The sequence below is a fragment of the Amycolatopsis sp. QT-25 genome, from assembly GCF_029369745.1.
GTDB lineage: Bacteria > Actinomycetota > Actinomycetes > Mycobacteriales > Pseudonocardiaceae > Amycolatopsis.
In genome coordinates, this window is record NZ_CP120210.1 from 2,143,995 (window position 1) to 2,169,590 (window position 25,596).

Here is a 25,596-nt window from a genome sequence, read left to right on the forward strand (position 1 = left end):
CGGCCGTGAAGGCCTCTTTCCCCGGGGAAGGAGGCCTTCACGGCGTGGGGGACACTGGGGTGTGCCCGCGTTGCTGCCCGAAACCACCACACCCGTCGAGTCCGCGCTCCCCGAGAGCGCGCTGGAAGGGCTCGGCACCCGGCCGTTCGGCGTCTACGTGCACGTCCCTTTCTGCGCGACCCGTTGCGGCTACTGCGACTTCAACACCTACACCGCCGGAGAGCTGGACAGCGGTTCGTCGCCGCAGTCCTGGCTCGAAGGTCTCAAGCGCGAGTTCGACCTGGCCGCGCGCGTGCTGGGGAACCCGCCCGCGGTCGACACCGTCTTCGTCGGCGGCGGCACCCCGTCTCTTCTCGGCGCCGATGGGCTCCGAAGCGTCCTCGACGCCGTTCGTGACGGCTTCGGGCTCGCGCCGGACGCCGAGGTGACGACGGAGTCCAATCCGGAGTCCACCTCGCCCGAGTTCTTCGCGGGCATCCGCGACGCCGGGTACAACCGGATCTCACTGGGGATGCAGTCGGCCGCTCAGCACGTGCTGAAGATCCTCGACCGCGTGCACACCCCGGGCCGTCCGGTCGCGGCCGCCGAAGAGGCGCGTGCCGCCGGGTTCGACCACGTCAACCTCGACGTCATCTACGGCACGCCGGGGGAACGGGCCGAAGACCTCCAGGCCTCGCTGGACGCGGTGCTGGCGGCCGGCGTCGACCACGTTTCGGCCTACGCCCTGATCGTCGAAGAAGGCACCGCGCTCGCCCGCCGCGTCCGCCGCGGTGAACTGCCCGCGCCGGACGACGACGTGCTCGCCGCCGACTACGAGATGATCGACCGCGTTCTCGCTTCCGCCGGGTTGCGCTGGTACGAAGTGTCCAACTGGGCGGCCTCGGAAGAAGCCCGCTGCCGGCACAACATCGGTTACTGGCGCGGCGGCGACTGGTGGGGCGCCGGACCCGGCGCGCACAGCCACGTCGGTGGCGTCCGCTGGTGGAACGTCAAGCACCCGGCCCGTTACGCCGCGTCCCTCGCCGCCGGGGACTCACCGGCCGCGGGCCGCGAACTGCTGACCGACGGGGACCGGCACCTGGAACGCGTGATGCTGGAACTCCGGCTGTCCGAAGGACTTCCACTGGACGCGCTCGACGACGACGGCCGGGCCGAAGCCCGCGCCGCCGCCGCCGAAGGGCTGCTCGATCAGTCCGCTTTGGACGATCAGCGCCGTGCCGTGCTGACCGACCGCGGGCGGTTGCTGGCGGACGGCCTGGTGCGCCGGCTCACCTGAGCCGAAGGACGCTTTCGCCGCATCTCACGAGACGAAAGCATCGCAGAACGCGGTCGCGCGGCTCTGAGCCGGCCGGTGTTGGCGTGGTGCCGCGGTTCCGTCGACACTCGCGATCGGCCTGGCCGGGCACACGCGTGTCCCGCGACACTCACGGCGCGGTGGAGGCCAAGCCGCGCAAGAAAAGATCGATGGCGAACTCGAACCGTTCGTATGCGGTCTCCGCGGTGAAGTACTCACCCGAAGCCAGCAGGTTCGGGAATGCGCCGGGCCGGAACGACGTCATGTACTCGACCATCCGCTTGCCGCGTTCTTCCTGGTCGGCCAGGTCGATGTCGCCGTGTTGCCAGCCGGCGCCTTCGTAGGCGAAAGCCTTGGCATAGAGCCATAACGCGTCCGCGGCGAACAGCGCCCGCTTGAGGTCGAGGCCGCCGGCGCGCAGCACGGCGAGCATGGCTTCGGCCTGCTGCAAGGCGTTCGCCCCGACCGGTACGGGGATGGACCACGCGATCTTGGCGATCCCGGGGAACGACGTCAGCGCGCGCACGTTCTCCCGCAGCAGTTCTTTCGCCTGCTCGACCCACCGTTCCGGATCGGGTTCGGGGAACGGGCCGAAGGCGAGGACGTGGTCGACCATCAGCTCGTGGAGCTCTTCCTTGTTCGCGACATGGGCGTAGAGCGACGCCGGGCCGGTCTCCAGTGCCTGGGCCACGCGCCGCATGCTCACCGCTTCCAGCCCCTCGGTGGCGAGGAGGTCCAATGCCGTTTTCACCACGAGCTCCTGGGACAGCACGGGTTTCTCGGCGCGACGCCGGGGCCTGCTCACTTCGTTCGCCTCCTGGTCCGGGGTTCCGGGGAACTCTACTTGACGCGAACGGTGTTCGGCTGTAGAACGGTGTTCGTCAAACGAACGCTGTTCGTCGAACTGGAGGACATGATGACCGGACGACAGGCCGAAGTCCTGGCCGTACTGAGCGAACTCGCCGACGCGTGGAACGACGGCGACGCGGCCGCGTACGCGTCGCACTTCACCGAAGACGCCGACTACGTGACCTTTTTCGGAATGAACATGCCTGGCCGGACGATGATCGAAAGCGCGCATCGATCCCTGTTCGAGGGTCCGCTCAAGGGGTCGAAACTGGCAACCGGCTGGGGCGAGCCCAAGGTCCGGTTCATCCGGCCGGACGTCGCGATCGTCGTGTCCGGCGGCGGCTCGTCGCTGTCGGACGACAAGCCGGAGCCGAGCCGGGAATCGACGCTGACCTACGTGCTCGTGGAGGAGTCCGACGGCTGGCGCGTCGCGGCCTTCCAGAACACCCGGGTGAGCGACCCGGCCACGAGGGCATCGTGAAGCTCCTGGCCGAGGTGTCCGGTGTGGTCCCCGTGCCGGTCGCCGAGGTCTTCATCCGGATCGCGGGGACGCTGCGGGCCCAGCCGTACAACCCCGGCTTCGAGATGGATGCCGAGCGTCGTTTCCTCGCGCAGCAGGGTGGCTGGTGGTATCGCGGCGAGTACACCGTCGAGGCGGACCCGGCCGGGGCCCGGGTGACCCACCGCGTGTACAACGTCGCTACCTGGAGCCGATGGGCGGTTCCCCTGGCGAATCGGTTCTTCATCGGATTCCCGGAACGAGTCACGGAGGGCTTCGATCGGATGCTGGGAGACCTGACCCGGCCCGGCGGCGAGGGGCGTACGCTCGGTTAGGTTCACCTAACCCAGGAAAGGGAGCGTGCATGGCCGAGGCGCGGAGAGCGGTATCGGCGACCCGGTTGCGGGTGCTGCGCACCGAGCGGATCACCCCGCACATGGTCCGGATCGTCGCTGGGGGCGAAGAGATCGCCTCGTTCCAGCCCAACGAATTCACCGACGCCTACGTCAAGGTGCACTTCCGGGTGCCCGGTGTCACCTATCCCGAACCGTTCGACCTGGCACGTGTCCGCGAGGAACTGCCGCGCGAGCAGTGGCCGCGGATGCGGTCCTACACCGTCCGGGCCTTCGACGCGAATCTCGGCGAACTGGTGCTCGACTTCGTCCACCACGGTGACGAGGGCGTCGCCGGGCCGTGGGCGGCCGCCGCGAAACCGGGCGACGAACTGCTCGTTTCCGGACCCGGCGGGGCGTACGCGCCGGGCGCGGAGGCCGACTGGCATCTGCTCGCCGGGGACGAGAGCGCCTTGCCGGCGATCGCCGCTTCGCTCGAGGCGATGCCGGCGGGTGTTCCCGTGCACGCGTTCCTCCTCGTGGAGGACGCCGCCGAGGAGCAGTCGCTGACCACCAAGGGCGACGCGCGCATCACCTGGCTGCACCGAAGCCGGGGCGACGATCTCGCGGCCGCCGTCCGCGCGCTCGACTGGGGTGAGGGTGTCGTGCAGGCGTTCGTCCACGGCGAGGCCGGGTTCGTCCGGGATCTGCGACGCCACCTGCTGGACGACCGGGGCATGCGGCGCGACCTGCTGTCGATCTCCGGGTACTGGCGGATCGGGAAGACCGACGAGGCGTGGCGACTGGAGAAACAGGCCGAGCGGAACGCGTAGCCTCGGTCGCATGATCGAGCTGAAGGTGGACGTCGACCCGGCCGAGGTGGGTTTCGACGCGGAGCGGTTGCGCCGGATCGACAAGCACTTCGACGGGTATTTGGAGCGCAACCGGATTCCGGGGTACCTGGCCGTGGTGGCCAGGAACGGGAAGGTCGCGCATCTCGCGTCGAACGGGCAGCGTGACATCGAGGCCGGGCTGCCGGTCGAGACCGACACGATCTGGCGCGTCTACTCGATGACGAAGCCGGTCACCTCCGTCGCGGCGATGATGCTCGTCGAAGCCGGGCTCATCGACCTCAAGGACCCGATCTCCCGCTGGCTGCCGGAGTTCTCGGCACCGCGGGTCTTCGCCGGTGGCTCGCCGGTGAAGCACGCGACCGTGCCCGCGGCCGAACCGATCCGCCTCTGGCATCTGCTCACCCACACCGCGGGGCTGACCTACGGGTTCCACCGCACGCATCCGGTCGACGCGCTCTACCGGGAGGCGGGGTTCGACCTCGGCACCGCGCCGGGGCTCGATCTGGCGGGTGTCTCCGAAGCGATCGCGCGGCTGCCGTTGTTGTTCCAGCCGGGTTCGGAATGGAACTATTCGGTCGCGACGGACATCCTCGGCAGGCTCGTCGAGGTCGTCTCCGGTCAGTCGCTCGACGCTTTCTTCGCCGAGCGGATCTTCACCCCGCTCGGCATGCACGAGACGGGGTTCCAGGCCGCCGCCGGCGACCTCGACCGGCTGGCCGCGCTCTACGTGCCGCATCCGGTCACCAAGGAACCGTTCCGGCACGACGAGCTGGGCAACGTCGGCCGTGTTGCGCCCGCGTGCTTCTCCGGCGGCGGGGGGCTGGTCTCCACGGCGGGTGACTTCCATCGGTTCGCCCGGATGCTGGTGCGTGGCGGCGAACTCGACGGCGTCCGGCTGCTCGGCCCGCGCACGGTGCGGCTCATGGCGGCCAACCACCTGCCCGGCGGGGTGGACCTGGAGACCTACGGGCGGGCCGGGTTCTCCGAGGCGCCGTACGACGGTTTCGGCTTCGGGCTGGGCTTTTCCGTGCTCGACGACCCGGTGAAGGCCAAGACCCTCGCCAGCGCGGGCGAATTCGCCTGGGGCGGCGCGGCGAGCACCGCGTTCTGGGTGGACCCGGACCAGGACGTCACGGTCCTGTTCTTCACCCAGTTGCTGCCCTCGTCGACCTATCCGATCCGCGTCGAATTGAGGAACCTGGTGTATCAGGCTTTGGTGGACTGAAGGGGGAGCCATGCGCCGGATCGCGGTGGTCGGGGCCGGTCAAGCCGGGCTGGTCCTGGCCTTGGGCCTGCGGCGGCACGGGTACGCCGTCACCGTGGTCACCGACCGCGACGCCGAAACGATCCGCGCCGGCGGGCTCATCTCGAACCAGTGCGTGTTCCACCCCGCGCTGACCAGGGAACGCGCGCTGGGCATCAACTTCTGGGACGGGCACGCCCCGGAGCTCCTCGGCGCGTCGTTCGGGCTCGCCGGCGATTCCGCGGAGCCCGCCGTGTCGTGGCAGGCCCGGTTCGACCAGCCCGCGCAGTCGGTCGATCAACGGGTCAAGGTGTCCGCCTGGCTGACCGCCTTCGCCGAACGCGGCGGCGAGGTGCGGATCGGCAAGGTGACCCCGGAGGGCCTGGAGGAGTACGCCCGCGAGTTCGAACTCGTGCTGGTCGCGGCCGGACGAGGGCCGCAGTTCGACGCCCTCTTCCCGCGTGCCGACGCACGTTCCCCACACCGCGAGCCGCAGCGGACCATCGGGATCCTGTACCTCGTGTCCGGCCGGGACGAACCGCTTCCGGTGTATCCGGGCCTGACGTTCGGGCTCTCCCCGGCCGGTGAGCTGTTCGGGCTGCCGATCCAGTCCGTGCGCGGACCCGTCTTCGGGCTCGGTTTCTTCGGCGTGCCAGGCGGTCCCATGGACGTCTGGGACGGCGTCACCGGCCTCGACGAGCATTTCGCCCTCGCGAAGACGTTGCTGCGCGAGCACTTCCCGTGGGTCGAGGAGTCGCTCGCCGACGCGCGCCCCAGCGGGCCGCTCGACGTCCTGCGCGGCCGGGTCCTGCCGATCGTGCGCCATCCGGTCGGGACGCTGCCGTCGGGGGCGAAGGTCCTGGCGATGGGCGACGCCGCGGTGACGAACGATCCGATCGCCGGGCAGGGCGCGAACATGGCGGCGCACGCCGCGGCCGTCTACGAACGGCGCATCCTCGACCACGGTGACCGCCCGTTCGACGAAGCGTTCCTGCACGGCACTTTCGCCGGATACTGGGAAAAGGCGCAGCACGCGACCCGGCTGAGCAACGATCTCCTCGCTCCGCCGCCGGATCACGTGCTGGCCACCCTGAAAGCCGCGCAGACGGCGCCCGAGGTGGCGCGCCGGTTCGCGAACATCTTTTCCGACCCCGTCGACTACGCCCGCTGGCTCACCGACGAGGACACCGCCCGGGCCTACCTGGCGTCGAACGGTGCGTGATCCGGGGCGCAGACGGTGCCGCGCGCCGGAAGGCGCCCGTGGGCCAGGTACACGTCGAGTGCCGCGTCGACACAGGCGCTGCGGTTCGCGGCGCCGTGCCCCCAGGCGTCCAGCGTCAGGAGTCGCGCGTTGCCGAGGATGCGTTCGGTCCGTTTCGCCCCGGCGTACGGCGTTTCCGGGTCGCCCTTGCCGTTGGCCAGCAACAGGATCGGCGCGGTCGGCCGGTTCCACGGTCCCGTGTACCGGGCCGGATCGGAGGCGGGCCAGAAGGCGCACGGCAGGGAGAGATACGTGTCGTACGAGCCGAAACCGCGGCTTTCCCGGTCGGCCGCGCGGGCGGCTCGGGGCCAGGCGGCCGGGTCACGCGGATTCGTGGTGTCCGCGCAGATCGTCCCGCCGCCACCCAACGCGGAATCGAAGGGCGTCGGGATGGCCTTCGTCGTGACGGGGTTCGTCGCGGACTGAAGGAATTCCGCCAGCGCGGGGGAGCGGGCCTCGTCGGTCAGCGCGTGGTGGGTACGCCGGATGACCTCTTGGTAGGTGATCGGTCCCGGCGTGGCTTCGAGCCGGTCGAGGAGCGCGTCGTACTTGGCCCGCAGATCGGTCCCGGGTTCGCGGAACGCACACCGGGTGTCGGCCGCGCACGTGTCGAGGAACGCCTGGAGCGCGCGGTCCGCGTCCCGGAAGCCGCCGAGCCGGGTGCTGAACGGGACGTTCGCGTCCTCCGGACGGTGTCCGGTGGACCAGGCGATCGGGTCGTCGACGGCGTCCAGCGCCAAGGCGCCGACGCGATGCGGGAACAGGTTGGCGTACACCTCGCCCAGGTACGTGCCGTAGGAAAGCCCGTAGTAACGCAGACGGGGCTCGCCGACGGCTTCGCGCAGCCTGTCGAGATCCCTGGCGACGTTCGCGGTGGACAGGTGCCCCAGCAGCGGCCCGGCGTTGCGGCCGCACGAGGCGGCGACCTCGCGGACGTCGGCGAAGTGCCGGGTCTCCTGTTCGGTGGTGATCGGGAAGTTTCCCAGAATCCGCTTGAGCGGCTCCGTTTCGGTGTCGCTGGTGAAGCAGCGGACCGGTGTGCTGGCACCGACACCCCGTGGGTCGAAGCCGACGATGTCGAACTGCCGGTGCAGGGACGGGGTCTGGAACTTGCTGAAGCGGCCGGGGTTCCCGGGGCCGCCGGGGTTGATGAAGAGGGTGCCTCGTTTGTGTTCCTGGTCCGTCGCCGGGAGACGGCCGAGGGCGAGGGTGATTCGCGGGCCGCCCGGGTCCTGATAGGACAACGGGACCTCGATCTCGGCGCAGTCGTAACCCGGCGGCGAGCCGGACGGGCAGGGGCCCCAGTCGAGTCCCTTCGGCGCGGCCGAGACCGCGGGCGTGATCGTGACGGCGGCGAGTGCGGTGAGGGTGAGCACAGTGAGGATGGGCAGAGCGGCGATGCGGATTCTGGTCACCTGGTCAGCGTCTCGCCTCGCGAGCGCGCGATCCCTGGTGCGGGTACCCGGAAACATGGTGGGGTGTGCCCCTCCATTGGTCAGCAAATAGCGCACCGGGGGGCTTGCGGCAAGACCCCGGCGATGCCGCAGAGTCTTCGGCCGTAGCCGGAGCAGGCCGAACAGGAGACGCTGGAACTGGGCCGGATCAAGGCGGGCTTCACCCGCACCGGCGCCGGCGTGTTCGCGCTCGGTTCGCTGACGTCGGGCATCCTGTTCATCCAGACCACGGAGGACGATCCGGCGAGGTCGACGACGACGTGCCGATGACCCTGGCCGAGCTCGAGGACAGCATCCGCCGGGTCCTCGGTGGCGACTTCCCCTTGGGCGGACCCGGTCCGGCTCTCGCGTTACCAGTTCTCCGCCCGCCAGGCGGAGCGCTACCACGAAGGGCGGATCCTGCTGGCGGGTGACGCGGCGCATCTGCTGCCGTCCACCGGCACGGCGATCAACGTCGGCATGTCCGATTCGGTCAACCTGGCGTGGAAGCTGGCCGCGGCGATCCAGGGCCGGGCGCCGGAAGGACTGCTGGACACCTATCACGCGGAACGGCACGCCGCCGGGGCGCGTGCGGTCCTGCAGTCCCGGGCGCAGGTCGCGTTGCGGCGCGGGCACGACGAAGCCGCTGAAGCGCTCCGCGCGGTGTTCCAGGAACTGCTGGACGAAGAACAGACCCGCAATTAGTCACCTACTTGCGCCGGTTTTCACGCGCAAGTAGGTGACTAATTGCGGGTCGTCAGCGGTCGATGACCTCCGAGCCGTAGCGCTTCAGGGTTTCTTCGCGCTGGTCGTGCATCAGGTACAGCGCGAACTGGTCGACACCGAGCGAAGCCAGCTCCTGCAGGCGTTCCACATGTGCCGAAGACGGTCCGAGCAGGCAGAACCGGTCCACGATCTCGTCCGGGACGAAGTCGGTCGACGGATTGCCCGCCCGCCCGTGGTGGGCGTAGTCGTAGCCCTGCCGCTCGCGGATGTAGTCGGTCAGTTCGGGCGGCACCGGCCCGGAATCGCCGTAGCGCGCCACGAGATCCGCGACGTGGTTGCCGACCATCCCGCCGAACCAGCGCAACTGTTCCCGCTGATGCGCCAGGTCGTCACCGACGTACGCCGGGGCCGCGAGGCAGATCGTGATCCCGGCCGGATCCCGCCCGGCCGCGCGGGCGGCCTCACGGACCGAACCGATGGTCCACCGGGCGATGGCGGGATCGGCGCATTGCAAGATGAAGCCGTCAGCGTGTTCGCCGACCGTCTTCAGCGCCTTCGGCCCGTATCCCGCCATCCACATCTCGAGTCTGCCGTTGCGAATCCAGGGAATCCGCACCGGTTTGTCCCGCAACAGGACTTCGCGGCCTTCGGCGAGTTCCTTGACCACGTGCATGCAGTCGCGCACGGTGGCCAAAGTGGACGGTGGCAGGCCGACCACCCGGTGCGCCGAGTCGCCGCGGCCGATCCCGCAGACCGTCCGGTTGCCGTACCTGTCATTGAGCGTGGCGAAAGTCGACGCCAGCACCGACCAGTCCCGGGTGGCCGGGCTGGTCACCATCGGGCCCACGATCATCGACGACGTCGCCGCGAGGATCTGCGAGTAGATGACGAACGGTTCCTGCCACAGCACGCACGAGTCGAACGTCCAGCCGTAGCGAAAACCCTGGTCCTCGGCCGCCTTCATCAGCCGCACGAGGTCGCCTGCGGGCGGGTCGGTCTGGAGCACGATCCCGAAGTCCATCCGGCCACCGCCTCAGTTCAGGTACTGGTTCAGGTCGCGCGAGAGGAATTTCCCGTGCGTCGTACTGCCCGAGAAGCCGGACGGCGACACGACCACGCGGCCGCGCGAGAGCACCGTCTCGACCTTGCCGGTGATCTCCAGTCCTTCGTAGGCCGAGTAGTCCACGTTCATGTGGTGCGTCTCGACCGACAGGGTCTGCTTCGCCGCCGGGTCGTAGACGACGATGTCGGCGTCCGAACCCGCCGCGATGACGCCCTTGCGCGGATACAGCCCGAACATCCGCGCCGGGGTGGTCGAGCAGGTCTCGACCCAGCGGCCGAGGGTGAGCTCGCCCGCCACGACGCCCTGGTGCAGCAGGTCCATCCGGTGCTCGACGCCGGGGATCCCGTTGGGAATCGCGCGGAAGTCACCGCGGCCGAGTTCTTTCTGATCCTTGAAACAGAAAGGACAGTGATCCGTGGACACCACCGAGAGGTCGTTGGTGCGCAGCCCGCGCCACAGATCCGCCTGATGCGACTTCTCGCGCAACGGGGGAGAGGCGACGTACTTCGCACCCTCGAAATCCGGTTTCGCCAAATCCTCGATGGACAGATACAGATACTGCGGACACGTCTCCGCGAAGACGTTCTGCCCGTGGTCACGCGCTTCCGCGACCGCGGCCAGCGCCTGGGACGCCGAGAGGTGCACGATGTACAGCGGTGCCCCGGTCACCTTGGCCAGCTGGATCGCGCGCGAGGTCGCCTCGCCCTCCAGTTCCGGCGGCCGGGTGAGCCCGTGCTGGACCGGATCGATCTTCCCGGCGGCGAACGCCTGCGCGGCCAGCTGGTCGATCGCGATGCCGTTCTCCGCGTGCATCATGATCGTCGCGCCGATCTCACGCGCCTTCTGCATGGCCAGCAGGATCTCGCCGTCCGTGGAGTAGAACACCCCGGGATAGGCCATGAACATCTTGAAACTGCCGACGCCGCCGTCGACACAGGCCTGCATCTCCTTCAGTGACGAATCGTCGACGTCGGAGACGATCATGTGGAAGCCGTAGTCGATGGCGCAGTTGCCGCCGGCCTTCGCGTGCCATTCGTCCAGGGTGGACAGCAGTGACGTGCCCTTGGCCTGGACGGCGAAGTCGATGATCGTGGTCGTGCCGCCCCACGCCGCAGCCGTCGTCCCGGTGCCGAAGGTGTCGACGGACTGCGTCCCGCCGAACGGCATCTCCAGATGGGTGTGCGCGTCGATCCCGCCGGGCAGCACGTACTTCCCGGTGGCGTCGATCACCGAGTCGGCGGGCCCCAGCGTGCCGGGGGCGCCGACGGCCGAGATCGTCTCGCCGTCGACGAGGACGTCCGCCGCCGAGGCGCCCGCCGTGGACAGCACCTGCCCGCCGCTGACGAGGGTGGTCATCACGCCTCCGCGAGGGGCCCGTAGCTGTCGGGGCGGCGGTCTCGGTAAAAGGCCCAGAGATCCCGGACTGCGGTGAGTTTCGCCATGTCGAGGTCGCGGACGACGACTTCCTCCTCGGTGTCGGACGCGGCCTCACCGACGAGCTGGCCGCGCGGGTCCGCGAAATACGACTGACCGTAGAAGTCGTTGTCGCCCAGAGGTTCCACACCGACGCGGTTGATCGTGCCGACGTAGTACTCGTTCGCGACGGCGGCCGCCGGCTGCTCCAGGCGCCACAGGTACTCCGAAAGCCCCCGGCTCGTCGCCGACGGGTTGAACACGATCTTCGCGCCCGCCAGGCCCAGTGCGCGCCAGCCTTCCGGGAAATGCCGCTCGTAACAGATGTAGACGCCGATGCGGCCGACGGCGGTGTCGAACACCGGGTAGCCGAGGTTCCCGGGACGGAAGTAGAACTTCTCCCAGAACCCCTTCACCTGCGGGATGTGGTTCTTGCGGTGTTTGCCGAGATAGGTGCCGTCGGCGTCGATCACCGCGGCGGTGTTGTAGTACACGCCGGGCTGCTCGACCTCGTACATCGGGACGACCAGCACGACACCGTGGCGCTCGGCGACCTCCTGCATCAGCTTCGTCGTCGGCCCGTCGGGGATGCCTTCGGTGTAGGAGTAGTAGTCGGTGTCCTGCACCTGGCAGAAATACGGGCCGTAGAACAACTCCTGCAGGCAGACGACCTGCGCGCCCTGCGAAGCGGCCTTGCCGATGGCTTCGACCGCGCCTCCGATCATGGACTCCTTGTCACCCGTCCACCGCTGCTGGATCAATCCGGCTCGGACCAGTTCGCTCACTTGCATCCTCCTCGAGATGGGTGGTGCGGTTGCGTTCGGACAGGGACAGCAGCAGGTGGACGACGAAAGCTCCCGCCAGGCCGACGACCCAGTTGTAGTCGTAGAGCGGTTTCAGGATCGGGATCAGCCCGTCCTCGGGGAATGGTCCGCCGTACGCGCCACCGACCGAGAGCACGGCACCGACCAGGGTCGCGACGAGCGCACGCCAGTTCCAGCCTCCGGTGAACCAGTAGACGCCGCGTTCGGTGTAGAGATCCCGCAGCTCGAGGCGCGTGCGGTCGACCACCCAATAGCCGGCGACGAGCACCCCGGCGACCGCGCCGAGCAAGCCGCCGTAGAAGCCGAGCCACGCGAAGATGTAGATGCTCGGATCGGAGTAGAGCCGCCACGGCTGGATGAGGATGCCGATGATCCCGGTGATCAGCCCGCCGGCGGCGAAGGTGATCTTCTTCGGGAACGCGTTGGAGAAGTCGTAGGACGGGCTGACCACGTTGGCCGCGAGGTTCGCCGACACCGTCGCCAGCACCAGCGCGATCAGCGCGACCACCACGACGACCGGCGAATCGAACCGGTCGGCCAGTTTCGCCGGGTCCCAGATCTGCTCGCCGTAGAGGACACTGCCGCCCGAAGTGGTCAGGATGGCCACGATCGCGATGAACGTCATCGTGGTCGGCAGGCCCAGGAGCTGGCCGCGGACCTGCTTGCCCTGGCTGCCGCCGAACCGGGTGAAGTCCGGCATGTTCAGCGAAAGCGTCGACCAGAACGCGATCATCGCCATCAGCGCCGGGGCGAACACCTTCCAGAAGTCCGGTCCCCAGCCGAGTTTTCCGGGCTCGGCCAGGATCGGGCCGAAGCCGCCCGCCTTGACCAGCACGTAGCCCAGCAGGATCAGGAAGCCGACCGACACCAGCGGCGCCGTCCAGTTCTCGAACTTGCGGACCGCCTCCATCCCGCGCCAGATGACGAGCATCTGCACCAGCCAGAACACGCCGAACGAAAGCCACAGCGTCCAGTGCTGGCCGAGGACGACGGTGGAGTCCTTCCAGCCGGAGCCCGCGAGCCGCCCGACGATGATGTAGATCGCCTCGCCGCCGACCCAGGTCTGGATGCCGAACCAGCCGCACGCGATGAACGCCCGCAGCAACGCCGCCAGGTTCGCGCCGCGCAGGCCGAAGAAGGCGCGGGCGAACACCGGGAACGGGATGCCGTACTTCGTCCCGGCGTGGCTGTTGAGCAGCATCGGGATCAGCACGATCAGGTTGCCGATGGTGATCGTGAGCAGCGCCTGCACCCAGTTCATCCCGAGCGCGATCAGCGACGCGGCGAGCGCGTAGGACGGGATGTTGTGCGCCATGCCCATCCACAGCGCGAAGTAGGTGTAGGTGGTCCAGGTGCGCTTCTCCACCGGGACCGGGGCGAGTTCTTCGTTGTAGAAGCGGCTGTCCTTCAGGGACTCGGCCTCGCCGAGTTCGACCCGGCCATCAGGATGCACGTGCTGCGTACCGCGTGCCGTCGGCTCCATTGCGGAATCGTCCTCGCCCGCGCCGCGCGGGTGGGACTGGCAGACTGTTCACCGTTGATGGCGTCGGAGCGCAGACTGTCGATTGCGTTCGCGGGCTCCTGGTGCATGACCTGTGTCACACACGCGGTCGTGGCTGTGCTGCCCGCGCTTCTGCGCGCGACCGTACGTTTTCCCTGTTGGGCACCTTGACCCCGCGATAGCGGGCCTTCGGCCGGGGGCGCGCTCGATGGTCGTTTCGTGTGCCGCGCGTCGCGTTCGTGATCCGGCGAACCGGCCGAAACATCTCCACAGGATCTTCACAGCTCACCCGGATGGTCTCCACGGCCGGTGCTTACAGTCATCCCCATGGAACTGGGAGGACGCCGGGTGCTGGTCGTCGAGGACGACGTGACGATCGCCGAAAGCATCGCCGCGCGGCTGCGGGCCGAAGGATTCGCCGTGGACCTGGCCCACGACGGCCCTTCCGGTGTCGGGACCGACGCCGAGCGGGAGCCGGATCTGGTGGTGCTCGACGTGATGCTGCCGGGCTTCGACGGGCTCGAGGTCTGCCGCCGGATCCAGGCCCGCCGTCCGGTCCCGGTGCTGATGCTGACCGCCCGTTCGGATGAGACGGACATGCTGATCGGCCTCGGCGTCGGCGCCGACGACTACCTCACCAAACCGTTCTCCATGCGGGTGCTCTCGGCGAGGGTGCACGCGCTGCTGCGCCGCGTCGAACGGTCGGCCCGGGCCGACGTGAGTGAAGCGGGCACGAAAATCGTGCTCGGCGACCTCGAAATCGACGTCGAGCAGCGGCGGGTCACGCGGGCGGGCAATCCGGCCCAGCTGACGCCGATCGAGTTCGACCTCCTCGTCCACTTCGCGAAACGCCCGAGGGCGGTCCAGCCGAGGGAACGCCTGCTGAGCGAGGTCTGGGACTGGGACGTCGCGGGCACGGGCTCGGGCACCCGCGCGGTCGACAGCCACATCAAGGCGCTGCGCCGCAAACTGGGCGCGGACCTCATCCGCACCGTGCACGGCGTCGGTTACGCGCTGGAGGTGGGCTCGTGACGCTTCGCCCGCTGCTCGGCCGGATCGTCGACGCGCTCCCGAGACCGCTCGACCCGGTCCGCTCCATCAAACTCAAACTCGCCATCCTGCTGGTGTCCTCGGGCGGTATCGCGTTCGCCTTCTTCAACTGGCAGATCGGCTGGCTGCCGCCGCGGACCACGATCGCCGCGATGGTGCTCGCCGTGGTCACCTCGCAGATCCTGGCGCACGGGATGACCAGGCCGTTGCGGGAGATGACCGCCGCCGCCCGCGCGATGGCCAAGGGCGACTACACCCGGCGGGTCCGCGCGACCGCCCGTGACGAGGTCGGGGAGCTGTCGCACGCCTTCAACCAGATGGCCGCCGACCTCGACGCCTCGGATCAGCGCCGTCGCGAGCTGATCGCGAACGTCTCCCACGAACTCCGCACGCCGATCACCGCGTTGAACGGGGTGCTGGAAAACCTCGTCGACGGCGTCGCCGAGCCCGATCCGGCGACGTTGAAGACCGCGCTGCAGCAGACCGAACGGCTCGGCAGGCTGGTCTCGGAACTGCTCGATCTCTCGCGGATCGACGCGGGCGCTTTCCCGTTGCAGCTAGAAGAATTCGACCTCGAACTGCTGTTGGAGGAGGTCGCCGCGGAGGCGGGGATCACCGCGGCCGCGACCGGCCGTGGCGTGCGGTTCGCCGTCGACGTCCAGCCGCCCGGCGCGACGGCGGTGGCCGACCGCGGCCGGCTCAGCCAGGTCGTGGTCAACCTGCTCGACAACGCCGTCCGGCACGGACCGGCCGGGGGCGAGGTCCGGGTGCGGGCGAAGGCCCGTGAGACCGACGTCGTCATCGAGGTCGAAGACGAAGGTCCCGGGATCCCGCCGGGGGAGCGGGACAGCGTGTTCGAGCGGTTCACCCGAGGCGAGCGCGCGGGCGGCGGGGGTACCGGCCTCGGGCTCGCGATCGCGCGTTGGGTGGTCGATCTCCACGACGGCAGCATCGCCGTCGTCACGCCCGAGCGGCGGCCGGGCTGTGTCATCCGCGTCGTGATCCCCGTTCCGTAGTTCTCCGCCGCGTGCTTTCGGCGGCTCCGCGCCCCGTGCGATATGTGCTTTCGCAAACAGGAGGATTCGATGAGCGAAGACCAAGAAGACCGGCAAGCACACGCCTCGCCTCCGGCGGCGACGACCACTCTGCCGCCCCAGTCCCCGCCGCCCGCACCGCAGGTCCCGGTGCTGAGGCGGCCCCGCGTGCCACCCAAGTCGGCGATCGTCCCGCTGCCGGGTTCGGTCTTGCCCGCGGCGGTCGCGGCCGGACTGGTCACCGCCGTCGCCATGCCGGACGACCCCGGAGCCGGCTGGTTCGTCGCCGGGCTCGCCTTCGCGGTGGCCGTCTACTTCGCCGACAAACGCGCCCGTGGCGACGCCGAACCGCATTTCCGTTCGGTCAACGCGGTGTGGGCGGCGGCCGCGCTGGGGCTGCTCGCGGTCGGTACGTTCCGCGCGTCGGTGTGGCTGAACGTGCTGTGCGTGCTCGCCGCCCTCGTGGCCGGATCCCTCGCCGTGGTCGGGAGACGCACGGTGAACACGATCGTCTACGACGTCTTCGCGGTCCCGATCGAAGCACTGCTTTCGCTCCCGTGGATCGGGCGCGGGCTTTCGCGGCTCGGCACGAAACCGGAAGGCCGCGCGCGGCCGCGATTCCTGGTGCCGGTGCTGGCGAGCGCCGGTTTGCTGCTGGTGTTCGTCCCGCTGCTGCGTGGTGCGGACGCGGCGTTCGCGAGCGTCGTCGACGCGGTGATCCCCGAGCTGAGCCCGGGAACCTTCGTGCGCTGGGGTTTCCTTTTCGTCGTGGCCGCGTTCGCCGTCACCGGGGCGTGCTACCTGCTGGCGGCGCCACCGTTGCCCGCGGCCGACGACGCGCCCCGCAAGCGGCTCGCGCACCGGCTCGAATGGACGTTGCCGCTGGGGGTGCTGGTGCTGCTGTTCACCAGTTTCGTCGTGGTCCGCCTGGTCGTGTTGTTCGGCGGCACCGACTACCTCCTGGCCACGAGCGGCTTGACGGCGGCCGAATACGCCAGGAGCGGGTTCTGGCAGCTGTCCGCCAGCACCGTGCTGACCCTGGTGCTGGTCGCCGCCGCGCTGCGCTGGGCACCGAAGTCCTCGGCGGCTGATCGCGCCTGGCAGCGTGGGCTGCTCGGCGCGATCAGCGTGCTCAGCCTGGTGCTGGTCGCGTCGGCGTTGAGTCGCATGTGGACCTACCAGCAGGCATACGGGTTCACCGTGCTGCGGCTGCTGGTCGAGGTCTGCGAACTCTGGATCGGCCTGATCTTCCTGCTGGTACTGGCCGCCCTGGTCCCGCTGCGGTCGGCCTGGTTGCCGCGCGCGGCCATCGGAGCCGCTGTCGCGGCGCTGCTGGGGCTGGCCGTCCTCGATCCGGAGCGGTTCATCGCCGACCGCAACATCGACCGGATCGCGCACGGCAAGATACTCGACACCGCCTATCTTTCCCGGTTTTCCGCCGATGTGGTGCCGTCGGTGGACCGGCTCCCGGAGCCGCTGCGGTCCTGCGTGCTCGGGCCGGTCGTGACCGGAATCCCGGAAGATGATTGGCGCGAATGGAACCTGAGCCGGTCCCTCGCGCGTCAGACCCCTGTCGCCGCGGAGGGCGGGGCCGGCTGCCGATACCTGACCCGTCCTTGAGCCGTGACACCACGGCCTTGATCGCCCTCGTGGGGGTGAGGGCGATCAAGGCCGCGGTGAACGGCGCCGACGGGCCACCGAGGGGGAGGCCCGGCGGTCACCTGCGCGCATGACGGCATTATCGGACAGAAGTCGTTCGTGGCAACGATTTGTGGCCGACGAGCGAAGCTGTCCCCGGCACTGGGCGTGCTGCTCAGAAGGTGAAGACGCCGGCCGATTCGGCGTCGGCGACGCAGCGGTTGGCGTACGAGGTGCGGTAGGTGACCGGTTCGCCCCGCCATTTGCCGACGGCGGAGACGTCCACCGGGGCGTACTCCAGGGTGCAGGCCCGCGGTTCCGGGCTCAGCCTGTCGAAATTACCGTCCACTTTGGACAGTTCGGCGCAGGCGCGGCCGCGGCCAGGGTGGGATCCCCCGGTGGGTTCACAGGTGAGTGAGACGGTGCCGACCCGGCCCCTGGTGTCGTGGCTGGTCAGCTGGAGCATGGATTCGGCGGGTTGCGCCGGGGCCAGACAGGCCAGCGCGAGTACGCAGGCGCCGATCGGTTCGAAGAAAGCCATATCTACTCTATCGGCTGATGTGACCCGGTCACTGTGTTCCACGCTTGGGTGAGATTTGCTCACTCGGACGTGTGGTCGGCCGCTTCTCGAATGTCGTGGGCGAGCAAAGCGACATAAAGGGAGAGCATCGACTCCGGTTCTTCGAGCCGCACCCCGAGGACCTGCTCGATCCTGGCCAGCTGCTGGTAGTAGGCGGTGCGGGAGGTGTGCGCGGCCGCCGCCGCGGCCGATTTGTTGCCGCCGTGCTCGCAGTAATGCCTCAACGCCTGAACGAGTCTGCTGCCCTGCGCGGCGTCGCGGCTCAGCAGCGGGCCGAGCTCCCGCGCGGCGAACGCGGTGATCCGTTCGTCGCCTGCCATCAGGTGCAGGAGCCCGCGCAGCCGGACGTCGTCGAGCCGGTGGACCACCCGTTCGGCGTTCTCGGTGAGGGCCGCGGCGGCGACCTGCGCGGCTTCGACGAGCGTCCGGCGTGCCTCGGCGGGCCCGCTGCCCGTGGTGCCGACCGCGACCACGGCGGGCGCGCCGGAGCGGGCCTCGTGGACGTCGGTGGCCAGCCGTCGCAGGACCGCGTCGACGCCCGCCTCCGGCGAGAGCGCGATCAGCGCGCGCACTAGGGTGTCGTCGGTGGCCACCAGCGCGGAGACCTTGGCACGCCGGGCGGCGAGCGCGGTCGCCTCGGCGAGTTCCCGCAGCAGCACCGGAGTCGACTGCGCGGTCCTGGCGGTCGCGGTGATCCGGGGCCGCACGGCGACCCCGACCAGCAGCCGTCCGGTCAGCGGGACACCCAGCGCGGACGCCCGCGCGGTCAGCTCGGCGGGCGGCACCGGATTCGCCAGCAGTTCGGTCAGGACCGCGCGGTGCGCCTGGCGTTCGAGACTGTCGGTGTCCTTGGCGACCAGCCGATGGACCGCGAGCGCGGACGCGGCGCGTTCGGCGACCACGACGTGCCGGCGCGGCGGCGGATCCCCGCAGACGACGACCAGCCGCCCCCAGTCGTGCCCGCGCGCGCCGACCACGGTGATCAGCCAGCCCGCGCCCGGGTGGTAGCCGGTCCGCTCGCCGACCCGCACCGGCCGCGACCGGGACGGCCAGCCGGGCAGCAGGTCACCGGGGTCGGTCCCGGCGGTGTCGTAGGCGAGGACTTCGTGGGCGAGCGTCTCCAGCACGACGGGATGTGCGGTGAGCCTCGCGACCTCGCGCAGGATGTCGCCCGGTTCGGCGCCGGCGATCGTCAGCGCGGTGAAGGTCTCGTGGACCCGTTCCGCCGCGCGGAGTTCGTCCACCTGGGCGTCGACGATCAGCCCGTTCACCGCCTCGGTGACCGAGACGAAGCGCGTCTCGCGCGAAAGGGTGATCAGCGGGACGCCGTGGCGGTCCGCGGCGTCGACCAGCGCGGACGGCAGCTTCTCGCTCCAGTGCCGGACCAGTTCGACCACGATCCCCACGACTCCGACACCGGCCAGATCGCCGACGTACCGGGCAAGCGCGGCGCCGTCGTCGGGCAGGGCGACCCCGGTGGTGAGCACGAGCTCCCCGCCACGCAGCAGCGGGGCGATGTCCGCCACCTCGGCGACGTGCGCCCAGCGGACCGGCGCGGCCATACCCGCCGCCCCCGCCACCACGTGAGGCCTGCCCTGACGCAGCACCGGCAACGCGAGCACCTCGGCGACGGTCGGGTACATCGGCCTCCCACCTGGTCGGAACGCAGAGACAGACTGTACGGCCGGGACCGGGAGTCCGTACACGTTGCCGATGGCGTCGGTGTGGCGCGCGCGCCCAGACTCGACCCGGAACAGACACCCGGCGAACAGGAAGGCGGATCCGTGACCGACCGCATCACCCACTGGATAGACGGCAAACCGTGCGAAGGCGTGAGCGAACGATCCGGTGACGTGTTCGATCCGGCCACCGGTCGAGTGCGCGCGAAGGTCGCCTTCGCCGCGCAGGACGACGTCGACACCGCCGTGGCGGCCGCCTCCCGGGCGTTGCCGGGCTGGCGCGGGACGTCGCTGGCCGGGCGGACGCGGGTGCTGTTCGCCTTCCGTGAGCTGCTTTCGGCGCGGCGTCACGAGCTGGCGAAGATCGTCACCGGCGAACACGGCAAGGTCGAATCCGACGCGGCGGGCGAAATCGCGCGCGCCATCGAGAACGTCGAGTACGCCTGCGGCGCGGCGCAGTTGCTCAAGGGCGGGTTCAGCGAGAACGCCTCGACCGGCGTCGACGTCTACTCGATCTCGCAGCCGCTGGGCGTGGTCGGCGTGATCTCGCCGTTCAACTTCCCGGCGATGGTGCCGCTGTGGTTCGTGCCGAACGCGATCGCGTGCGGCAACACCGTCGTGCTCAAGCCGAGCGAGAAGGACCCGTCCGCGGCCGTGTTCATCGCGGAACTGTTCGCCGAGGCGGGCCTGCCCGCCGGCGTCCTCAACGTCCTGCACGGCGACAAGGTGGCCGTGGACGGGCTGCTGGAACACCGCGACGTCAAGGCGATCTCGTTCGTCGGGTCGACGCCGATCGCGAAGTACGTCTACGAAACCGGGACCAGGCACGGGAAACGCGTCCAGGCGCTCGGCGGCGCGAAGAACCACATGGTCGTCCTGCCGGACGCCGACCTCGACCTCGCCGCCGACGCGGCCGTCTCGGCGGGCTTCGGCTCGGCGGGGGAGCGGTGCATGGCGGTGTCGGTCGTGGTCGCGGTCGACCCGGTCGGCGACGAACTGGTCACCAGGATCGCCGAGCGGATCGAGCGGCTCCGCGTCGGTGACGGCATGCGGCCCACCTCGGAGATGGGGCCGCTCGTCACCGCCGCCCACCACGAACGCGTCGAGTCCTACGTGGCGGCGGGCGTGACGGCGGGAGCCCGGCTCGTCGTCGACGGCCGCGGCATCGAGGTCGACGGCGAGGACAGCGGCTTCTGGCTCGGCCCGACCCTGTTCGACCAGGTCACCCCGGACATGTCGATCTACACCGACGAGATCTTCGGGCCGGTGCTGGCGGTCGCGCGGGCCGAGGGCTACGACGCGGCGCTGGAGCTGGTCAACGCCAACGCCTACGGCAACGGAACCGCGATCTTCACCAACGACGGGCGGGCCGCGCGGCGGTTCCAGAACGAGGTCGAGGTCGGGATGGTCGGCGTGAACGTGCCCATCCCGGTGCCGGTCGGCTACTACTCGTTCGGCGGCTGGAAGGACTCGCTGTTCGGGGACAGCCACGCGTACGGGCCGGAAGGGTTCCACTTCTTCACGCGGACGAAGGTCGTCACCTCGCGCTGGCCGGACCCCTCGCAGGGCGGGGTGAACCTCGGGTTCCCGCGCAACAACTAACAACTGAGGCCAAGACCTTCCGACGAGGCCGGGGCCGTCAGCTGATGTTCCGTGAAGGCCTCCTTGAGGGACCCAGAGTCCCTCAAGGAGGCCTTCACGGACCGCGATGGCGCCGAACGTCAGAACCGGCCGCAGTTGCCGGGGCCCGTTTGGCCGTCGAACGCCCTCTTCAGCCACTCGGTGGCGTCGTTGGGTGCTGTCATCATGCCCAGAGCGTGGGAGAAGAACGGCGTGAAGGACGGCAAGTCCTTCCACTGGACGTTGGCGCCCTTGCCGCACCAGTCCCTCGCCATCTGCTTGCCGACGGCGACGGGGATGACGTCGTCCATCGGGCTTTGCTCGACCATCACCGGCATGGCGGGCTTGAGGGTGCCGATCCGGTTCTCCGCCACGATCGCGTCGAACGGCGGCTGGGACAGGTAGGCGGACACGGGCTTGCCGTCCTTCGTCAGCGAGCCGGACTGCTTGTACATGAACTGGAGGACCGCGTTCATGGTGCAGGTCCGGCGGGCCTGCAGGAACAGTTCGGCCCCGGTCGGGTTGGCCAGGTTCATCAGCTTGGCCTCGGGGTAGGCCTGGTTGAGGCCGATCAGGGCGTAGCCGAGGAAGCCGAAGTACATCCCGCCGTCGAGCGACTTCGACAGCGCGGCCTTGTCCGCGGGCGGCGCTCCGGAGTAGACGCCCTTGACGTTCAGTTCGGGTGCGTAGGTGGCGGCCAGTTCGGCGGCGGCCGCGGCGGCACTGCCGCCCTCGGAATAGCCGGCGATGCCCACCGGGCCGTCGGGGGGCAGACCGGTTCCGGGCAGTCGCTGTGCGGCGCGGACGACGTCGAGCACGGTGTGCGCCTCGGACAGCCGGATGACGTACTGGTGATCGCCGCCGCCTTCCACCCACGGTCCGATGTAGTCGGTCTGCGCCACGGCGAATCCGGCGCCGAGCAACGCGGTGACGAAACCGCCTTGGAAACCGGAAACCAGGTCCGAGGCTCCTTCGCCCGCGAGGGTTTTGGAGGGAGCGCAGTCCGAGCCCATGCCGAAGGTGAACGGCGCGTAGGCCACGATCGGCCGTTCGCCGGGACCGGTCCACGGGGTGTCCGGCACCAGGACGGTGCCGCTCACCGCGACTTGCTTGTCCTTGTTGTCACGGGACAGATATTGGATTCGGGTCGCTTTCGCTCCGTTGTAGGTCGAGGGCTGCGACTTGACCACGTCACCGTTCTCGCCGGCGGGAAGCGGGGAAGAGACGGTGTACACCGAATTCGTGGCCGCGCTCGCGGCCGGGGCGCCGGCAGCCGAGGCCGCCGCCGTGCCCGCGGCGACCAGTGTCGCGGTCAGAATGGCGATCAGGCCTTGGCGAAAGGAAAAAGTCATACTGCACTCCACGCTGAGTCGGAAAGTGGGGCCGGTCGACGAAATGCCTTGATCGCGGGAACCGTCGCGGTGGTGCCGGGAGGACTTCCCGCACGTGGCTCCGATGGAAGCCCCTCCGGCATCGGCCCGTCAATGAACGAGAACCCCTCGGCCGTCAAGTTGTCACGGCGGGACGGCCGATCGCGTCCGCGATTGTCAAGTGGCGGAGAACACCTTTCGAGGCAAGCCGGAAATGGCGATCGGATGGCGGTATTGTCATTCCTGTCAGGGTGGAGAACCTGAATGCGCTCATGACGGTCAAGGCTTTTGTCCGGCCGGTCCGGAATTTTCGAAACCCGGTGCTTTTCCGGGGTGATCGAGCGCCGATTCCGGTTATCGTCGTCGTCATGTCAGAACCGAAGCGGTCGGTACTGCGGGTGGCCGATTCCGATCGCGAGAACGTCGCGCAACTGCTGTACGAAGCGATGGGTGCGGGACGGATCACCGCCGGCGAACTGGAAACGAGACTGGACGCCGTCTACGCGGCGAAGACCTTCGCGGACTTCGAGCCCGTCGTCGCGGATCTGGCTCCCGGCGGCACGCTCGCCCTGTCGCCCGCCGGAGCCGACGGGCAAGGCGGGCGGCGTTCGTTCGCCGTCATGTCCGCCACCACGCGGCGATTCGAGGGACCCTTGCCGTCGAAGCACGTCAGCCGCGCGTTCTGGGGAAGTGTGCGCCTCGATCTGCGGCATGCCCGGATCGCCGCCGGACCCTGCACGATCAGGGCGGTGGCGGTCATGGGCGGGATCAAGATCGTCGTTCCCGAGGACTTCGCCGTCGACGTCCGGGGAATCGGCCTGATGGGTGGCTTCGGCACCGGCCGCAGGACGGGGCGTCGGCAGCCGTCGACGGGCGCGCCGGTTCTTCGCGTCACGGGTTTCGCCTGGTGGGGGTCGGTGAAGGTGCTCCGAAAGCCCGCGGAGTCGCGGCGGCGATCCCTTCGCGGGCGCGGCTGAGGTACCCGCGCCGGTTCCCGGCCGGAGGCCGGCCCGAGGTCCAAAGAAGTCCGGTGGCTCCCCGGGCACCCCGCCTTCCGTAAACTCGTCATGAGGACGAGCCGAGGGAGGTGCGGGTGGCCAACGCGGAAGAGCGTCGTTTCGAGGTCCTGCGCGCGATCGTCGCCGATTACGTGTCCAACCAGGAGCCCGTCGGCTCCAAGGCGATCGTCGACAGGCACAACCTCGGCGTGTCGAGCGCCACCGTGCGCAACGACATGGCGGCACTGGAAGAAGAGGGCTACATCACACAGCCCCACACCAGCGCCGGCCGGATTCCCACCGACAAGGGATACCGGCTCTTCGTCGATCGGATAGCCGAGGTCAAACCCCTCAGCGCGGCCGAACGCCGGGCCATCACGGCCTTCCTCGACAGCGGCACCGACGTCGACGACGTCCTGCGCCGTTCCGTGCGGCTGCTCGCGCAACTGACCAGGCAGGTCGCGGTCATCCAGTACCCGATGATGACCAACTCCGCCGTCCGGCACCTCGAAGTGGTGCCGCTCACCCCGGCCCGGCTGATGCTCGTGCTGATCACCGATTCCGGCCGCGTCGACCAGCGCACCGTCGACCTCGGGGACGTCATCACCGAAGAGAACGTCGGCAGGCTGCGCACGGTGCTCAACGGGGCACTCGCGGGCCGCCGCCTCTCCGAGGCCGCGGCGGCGGTCGCCGAACTGCCCGAGAAGTCGCCGGGCGAACTGCGCGACAACCTCACCCGCGTCTGTACCGTGCTGGTGGAATCGCTGGTCGAGCATCCCGAGGAGCGGCTCGTGCTCGGCGGCACGGCCAACCTCACCCGCAACGTCGCGGACTTCCCCGGATCGCTGCGGCAAGTGCTGGAAGCGCTCGAGGAGCAGGTCATCGTGCTCAAGCTGCTCGCGGCCGCTCGCAACCCCGGTGCGATCAGCGTGCGCATCGGTGAGGAAAATGAAGACGAGCAGATGCGCAGCACCTCGGTGGTGTCGATCGGCTACGGCATGGACGACCTGCTGCTCGGCGGGATGGGCGTCGTCGGGCCCACCAGGATGGACTACCCGAACACCATCGCCGCGGTGCGCGCGGTGGCGAACTACGTGGGGCAGATCCTCGCCGGCCGCTGAACGCGGCGGTGAGGTCACAGCAGAAGGAGAAGGCGGAGACGGTGGCGAGGGACTATTACGGCATTCTCGGGGTTGCGAAGAACGCGACGGATCAGGAGATCAAGCGCGCGTACCGCAAACTGGCCCGTGAACTGCACCCCGACGTCAACCCGTCGGAGGACGCCCAGCACCGCTTCGGCGAGGTGACGACCGCGTACGAGGTGCTGTCGGATCCGCAGAAGCGCAAGATCGTCGACCTCGGCGGCGACCCGATGGACGGCGGGGCACGAGGTGGCGGCGGAGACCCGTTCTCCGGCGCCGGTTTCGGCGGCCTCGGCGACATCATGGACGCCTTCTTCGGTGCCGCCGGCGGTGGCGGCGGTCGCGGTCGTGGCCCCCGCAGCCGCGTGCAGCCGGGTTCCGACGCGCTCATCCGCCTCGGACTGACGCTCGAGGACTGCGCCACCGGCGTCGACCGCGAGATCACCGTCGACACCGCCATCCTCTGCGACCTGTGCCGCGGCGCCGGCGCGGCCGACGGCACCGGCACCAAGACCTGCGACACCTGCGGCGGCGCCGGCGAGGTCCAGTCCGTGCAGCGGTCCTTCCTCGGCCAGGTCGTCACCGCCCGCCCCTGCCCGGTCTGCCGCGGCTTCGGCGAGGTCATCCCCGACCCCTGCCGCCAATGCGGCGGCGACGGCCGCGTCCGCTCGCGCCGCAACGTCACCGCCAAGATCCCGCCGGGCGTCGGCGACGGCATGCGCATCCGGCTCTCCGGCCAGGGCGAGGTCGGCCCCGGCGGCGGCCCGGCAGGCGACCTGTACGTCGAGATCGACGAGGCACCGCACGAGGTCTTCGTCCGGCAGGGCAACGACCTGCACTGCAACTTCCGCATCCCGATGACCACCGCCGCCCTCGGCGCCACGGTGCCCATCGAGACCCTCGTCGACGGCGACTACGAACTCGACATCGAGCCGGGCACCCAGCCCGCCACCGAACTCGTGCTCACCGGCAAGGGCATGCCGCGGCTGCGGTCCTCCGGCCGCGTCGACGGCCGCGGCGACCTGCACGTGCACATCGACGTCGTCGTGCCGACCAAACTCGACGACGCCCAGCGCGACCTCCTCGTCGAACTCGCCCAGCAGCGCGGCGAAGACGTGCCCTCGCTCTCCTCGAACGGCTCCAAGCCCGGTGGGCTGTTCTCCAAGCTGCGCACCAAGAACCACCGGTAACCC

At 69.6% G+C, this 25,596-nt stretch carries 23 protein-coding genes; 14 read left to right on the forward strand and 9 right to left on the reverse strand.

All coding sequences use genetic code 11. The features are described from left to right. Nucleotides 1-61: 61 nt before the first annotated feature. On the forward strand, nt 62-1,276 hold the full coding sequence (gene hemW, locus P3102_RS09920) for a radical SAM family heme chaperone HemW (protein WP_276368392.1): 1,215 nt from the start codon (nt 62-64) through the stop codon (nt 1,274-1,276). Between the two features lie 148 nt (nt 1,277-1,424). Here the strand turns inward: hemW and P3102_RS09925 are convergent, their stop codons facing one another. After that, nucleotides 1,425-2,099, reverse strand: a complete 675-nt coding sequence (locus P3102_RS09925; RefSeq protein WP_276368393.1) for a TetR/AcrR family transcriptional regulator — start codon at nt 2,097-2,099, stop codon at nt 1,425-1,427. A gap of 111 nt (nt 2,100-2,210) precedes the next feature. Here P3102_RS09925 and P3102_RS09930 point away from each other — a divergent pair, with 111 nt between their 5' ends. The 5 genes from P3102_RS09930 to P3102_RS09950 are packed head-to-tail and all read left to right on the forward strand — an operon-like array spanning nt 2,211 to nt 6,293. Next, complete coding sequence (locus tag P3102_RS09930) at nt 2,211-2,624, forward strand: SgcJ/EcaC family oxidoreductase (protein WP_276371081.1); 414 nt, start codon at nt 2,211-2,213, stop codon at nt 2,622-2,624. Further along, nucleotides 2,621-2,977, forward strand: a complete 357-nt coding sequence (locus P3102_RS09935; RefSeq protein ID WP_276368395.1) for a hypothetical protein — start codon at nt 2,621-2,623, stop codon at nt 2,975-2,977. The genes P3102_RS09930 and P3102_RS09935 overlap by 4 nt, the downstream gene beginning before the upstream one ends. 29 nt (nt 2,978-3,006) lie before the next feature. After that, a complete protein-coding gene (locus tag P3102_RS09940; RefSeq protein WP_276368396.1) occupies nt 3,007-3,807 on the forward strand; it encodes a siderophore-interacting protein in 801 nt (266 codons plus the stop codon). A gap of 10 nt (nt 3,808-3,817) precedes the next feature. Next, entirely contained in the window at nt 3,818-5,053 is a 1,236-nt protein-coding gene (locus tag P3102_RS09945; protein ID WP_276368397.1) for a serine hydrolase domain-containing protein, read from the forward strand. A 10-nt stretch (nt 5,054-5,063) separates the two neighbouring features. Beyond that, nucleotides 5,064-6,293, forward strand: coding sequence for a styrene monooxygenase/indole monooxygenase family protein (locus P3102_RS09950; protein WP_276368399.1), 1,230 nt, complete (start codon nt 5,064-5,066; stop codon nt 6,291-6,293). On the opposite strand, the gene P3102_RS09955 is transcribed toward P3102_RS09950, so the two are convergent. Then, nucleotides 6,269-7,747, reverse strand: coding sequence for an alpha/beta hydrolase (locus P3102_RS09955; RefSeq protein ID WP_276368400.1), 1,479 nt, complete (start codon nt 7,745-7,747; stop codon nt 6,269-6,271). The genes P3102_RS09950 and P3102_RS09955 overlap by 25 nt on opposite strands. Before the next feature lie 348 nt (nt 7,748-8,095). Here P3102_RS09955 and P3102_RS09960 point away from each other — a divergent pair, with 348 nt between their 5' ends. Continuing rightward, nucleotides 8,096-8,470: an FAD-dependent monooxygenase gene (locus P3102_RS09960; protein ID WP_276368402.1), complete on the forward strand. Its 375-nt coding sequence runs from the start codon at nt 8,096-8,098 to the stop codon at nt 8,468-8,470. A gap of 52 nt (nt 8,471-8,522) precedes the next feature. Here the strand turns inward: P3102_RS09960 and P3102_RS09965 are convergent, their stop codons facing one another. Genes P3102_RS09965 through P3102_RS09980 form a run of 4 tightly spaced genes read right to left on the reverse strand, consistent with a single transcriptional unit; the run spans nt 8,523 to nt 13,274 of the window. Continuing rightward, nucleotides 8,523-9,512, reverse strand: coding sequence for a TIGR03842 family LLM class F420-dependent oxidoreductase (locus P3102_RS09965; RefSeq protein WP_276368405.1), 990 nt, complete (start codon nt 9,510-9,512; stop codon nt 8,523-8,525). A 12-nt stretch (nt 9,513-9,524) separates the two neighbouring features. Next, nucleotides 9,525-10,910 carry a dihydropyrimidinase gene (gene hydA, locus P3102_RS09970; protein WP_276368406.1) on the reverse strand — a complete coding sequence of 462 codons (1,386 nt, stop codon included), beginning with the start codon at nt 10,908-10,910 and terminating at the stop codon, nt 9,525-9,527. Continuing rightward, nucleotides 10,910-11,752 carry a nitrilase-related carbon-nitrogen hydrolase gene (locus P3102_RS09975; RefSeq protein ID WP_276368408.1) on the reverse strand — a complete coding sequence of 281 codons (843 nt, stop codon included), beginning with the start codon at nt 11,750-11,752 and terminating at the stop codon, nt 10,910-10,912. Before P3102_RS09975 ends, hydA begins: the two co-directional genes overlap by 1 nt. Continuing rightward, entirely contained in the window at nt 11,703-13,274 is a 1,572-nt protein-coding gene (locus P3102_RS09980) for an NCS1 family nucleobase:cation symporter-1 (RefSeq protein ID WP_276368409.1), read from the reverse strand. The genes P3102_RS09975 and P3102_RS09980 overlap by 50 nt, the downstream gene beginning before the upstream one ends. Nucleotides 13,275-13,640: 366 nt before the next feature. Between P3102_RS09980 and P3102_RS09985 the strand changes: the two genes are divergently transcribed. The 3 genes from P3102_RS09985 (at nt 13,641) to P3102_RS09995 (ending at nt 16,996) form a co-directional block, all read left to right on the forward strand. Continuing rightward, nucleotides 13,641-14,324, forward strand: a complete 684-nt coding sequence (locus P3102_RS09985) for a response regulator transcription factor (protein WP_276371083.1) — start codon at nt 13,641-13,643, stop codon at nt 14,322-14,324. After that, nucleotides 14,321-15,358 carry a HAMP domain-containing sensor histidine kinase gene (locus P3102_RS09990; RefSeq protein WP_276368411.1) on the forward strand — a complete coding sequence of 346 codons (1,038 nt, stop codon included), beginning with the start codon at nt 14,321-14,323 and terminating at the stop codon, nt 15,356-15,358. The genes P3102_RS09985 and P3102_RS09990 overlap by 4 nt, the downstream gene beginning before the upstream one ends. A gap of 69 nt (nt 15,359-15,427) precedes the next feature. Beyond that, nucleotides 15,428-16,996 carry a DUF4173 domain-containing protein gene (locus P3102_RS09995; RefSeq protein WP_276368413.1) on the forward strand — a complete coding sequence of 523 codons (1,569 nt, stop codon included), beginning with the start codon at nt 15,428-15,430 and terminating at the stop codon, nt 16,994-16,996. Between the two features lie 193 nt (nt 16,997-17,189). Here the strand turns inward: P3102_RS09995 and P3102_RS10000 are convergent, their stop codons facing one another. Next, the gene (locus P3102_RS10000) at nt 17,190-17,555 is read right to left on the reverse strand and encodes an SSI family serine proteinase inhibitor (protein WP_276368414.1); all 366 of its coding nucleotides are present in this window, start codon (nt 17,553-17,555) and stop codon (nt 17,190-17,192) included. Between the two features lie 59 nt (nt 17,556-17,614). Further along, the gene (locus tag P3102_RS10005; RefSeq protein ID WP_276368416.1) at nt 17,615-19,237 is read right to left on the reverse strand and encodes a PucR family transcriptional regulator; all 1,623 of its coding nucleotides are present in this window, start codon (nt 19,235-19,237) and stop codon (nt 17,615-17,617) included. 141 nt (nt 19,238-19,378) lie between these two features. Between P3102_RS10005 and P3102_RS10010 the strand changes: the two genes are divergently transcribed. Next, nucleotides 19,379-20,875: a CoA-acylating methylmalonate-semialdehyde dehydrogenase gene (locus tag P3102_RS10010; RefSeq protein WP_276368418.1), complete on the forward strand. Its 1,497-nt coding sequence runs from the start codon at nt 19,379-19,381 to the stop codon at nt 20,873-20,875. Between the two features lie 119 nt (nt 20,876-20,994). Here P3102_RS10010 and P3102_RS10015 read toward each other — a convergent pair whose 3' ends face one another. Then, on the reverse strand, nt 20,995-22,245 hold the full coding sequence (locus tag P3102_RS10015; RefSeq protein WP_276368420.1) for a lipase family protein: 1,251 nt from the start codon (nt 22,243-22,245) through the stop codon (nt 20,995-20,997). 386 nt (nt 22,246-22,631) lie between these two features. Here P3102_RS10015 and P3102_RS10020 point away from each other — a divergent pair, with 386 nt between their 5' ends. The 3 genes from P3102_RS10020 (at nt 22,632) to dnaJ (ending at nt 25,593) form a co-directional block, all read left to right on the forward strand. Continuing rightward, the gene (locus P3102_RS10020) at nt 22,632-23,240 is read left to right on the forward strand and encodes a DUF1707 domain-containing protein (RefSeq protein WP_276368422.1); all 609 of its coding nucleotides are present in this window, start codon (nt 22,632-22,634) and stop codon (nt 23,238-23,240) included. 116 nt (nt 23,241-23,356) lie between these two features. Next, nucleotides 23,357-24,382 (forward strand): heat-inducible transcriptional repressor HrcA, encoded by a 1,026-nt coding sequence (hrcA, locus tag P3102_RS10025; RefSeq protein WP_276368423.1) that lies wholly within the window; start codon nt 23,357-23,359, stop codon nt 24,380-24,382. Nucleotides 24,383-24,423: 41 nt separating this feature from the next. Continuing rightward, nucleotides 24,424-25,593: a molecular chaperone DnaJ gene (gene dnaJ / locus P3102_RS10030; protein ID WP_276371085.1), complete on the forward strand. Its 1,170-nt coding sequence runs from the start codon at nt 24,424-24,426 to the stop codon at nt 25,591-25,593. Nucleotides 25,594-25,596: the final 3 nt, after the last annotated feature.

Bases quoted from the DNA above. Each gene is read 5' to 3' on its own strand.
- P3102_RS09930 (WP_276371081.1), top strand. From the start codon at position 2,211: ATGACCGGACGACAGGCCGAAGTCCTGGCCGTACTGAGCGAACTCGCC.
- P3102_RS09940 (WP_276368396.1), top strand. From the start codon at position 3,007: ATGGCCGAGGCGCGGAGAGCGGTATCGGCGACCCGGTTGCGGGTGCTG.
- P3102_RS09945 (WP_276368397.1), top strand. From the start codon at position 3,818: ATGATCGAGCTGAAGGTGGACGTCGACCCGGCCGAGGTGGGTTTCGAC.
- P3102_RS09950 (WP_276368399.1), top strand. From the start codon at position 5,064: ATGCGCCGGATCGCGGTGGTCGGGGCCGGTCAAGCCGGGCTGGTCCTG.
- P3102_RS09965 (WP_276368405.1), bottom strand. From the start codon at position 9,512: ATGGACTTCGGGATCGTGCTCCAGACCGACCCGCCCGCAGGCGACCTC.
- hydA (WP_276368406.1), bottom strand. From the start codon at position 10,910: ATGACCACCCTCGTCAGCGGCGGGCAGGTGCTGTCCACGGCGGGCGCC.
- P3102_RS09980 (WP_276368409.1), bottom strand. From the start codon at position 13,274: ATGGAGCCGACGGCACGCGGTACGCAGCACGTGCATCCTGATGGCCGG.
- P3102_RS09995 (WP_276368413.1), top strand. From the start codon at position 15,428: ATGAGCGAAGACCAAGAAGACCGGCAAGCACACGCCTCGCCTCCGGCG.
- P3102_RS10000 (WP_276368414.1), bottom strand. From the start codon at position 17,555: ATGGCTTTCTTCGAACCGATCGGCGCCTGCGTACTCGCGCTGGCCTGT.
- P3102_RS10005 (WP_276368416.1), bottom strand. From the start codon at position 19,237: ATGTACCCGACCGTCGCCGAGGTGCTCGCGTTGCCGGTGCTGCGTCAG.
- P3102_RS10015 (WP_276368420.1), bottom strand. From the start codon at position 22,245: ATGACTTTTTCCTTTCGCCAAGGCCTGATCGCCATTCTGACCGCGACA.
- P3102_RS10020 (WP_276368422.1), top strand. From the start codon at position 22,632: ATGTCAGAACCGAAGCGGTCGGTACTGCGGGTGGCCGATTCCGATCGC.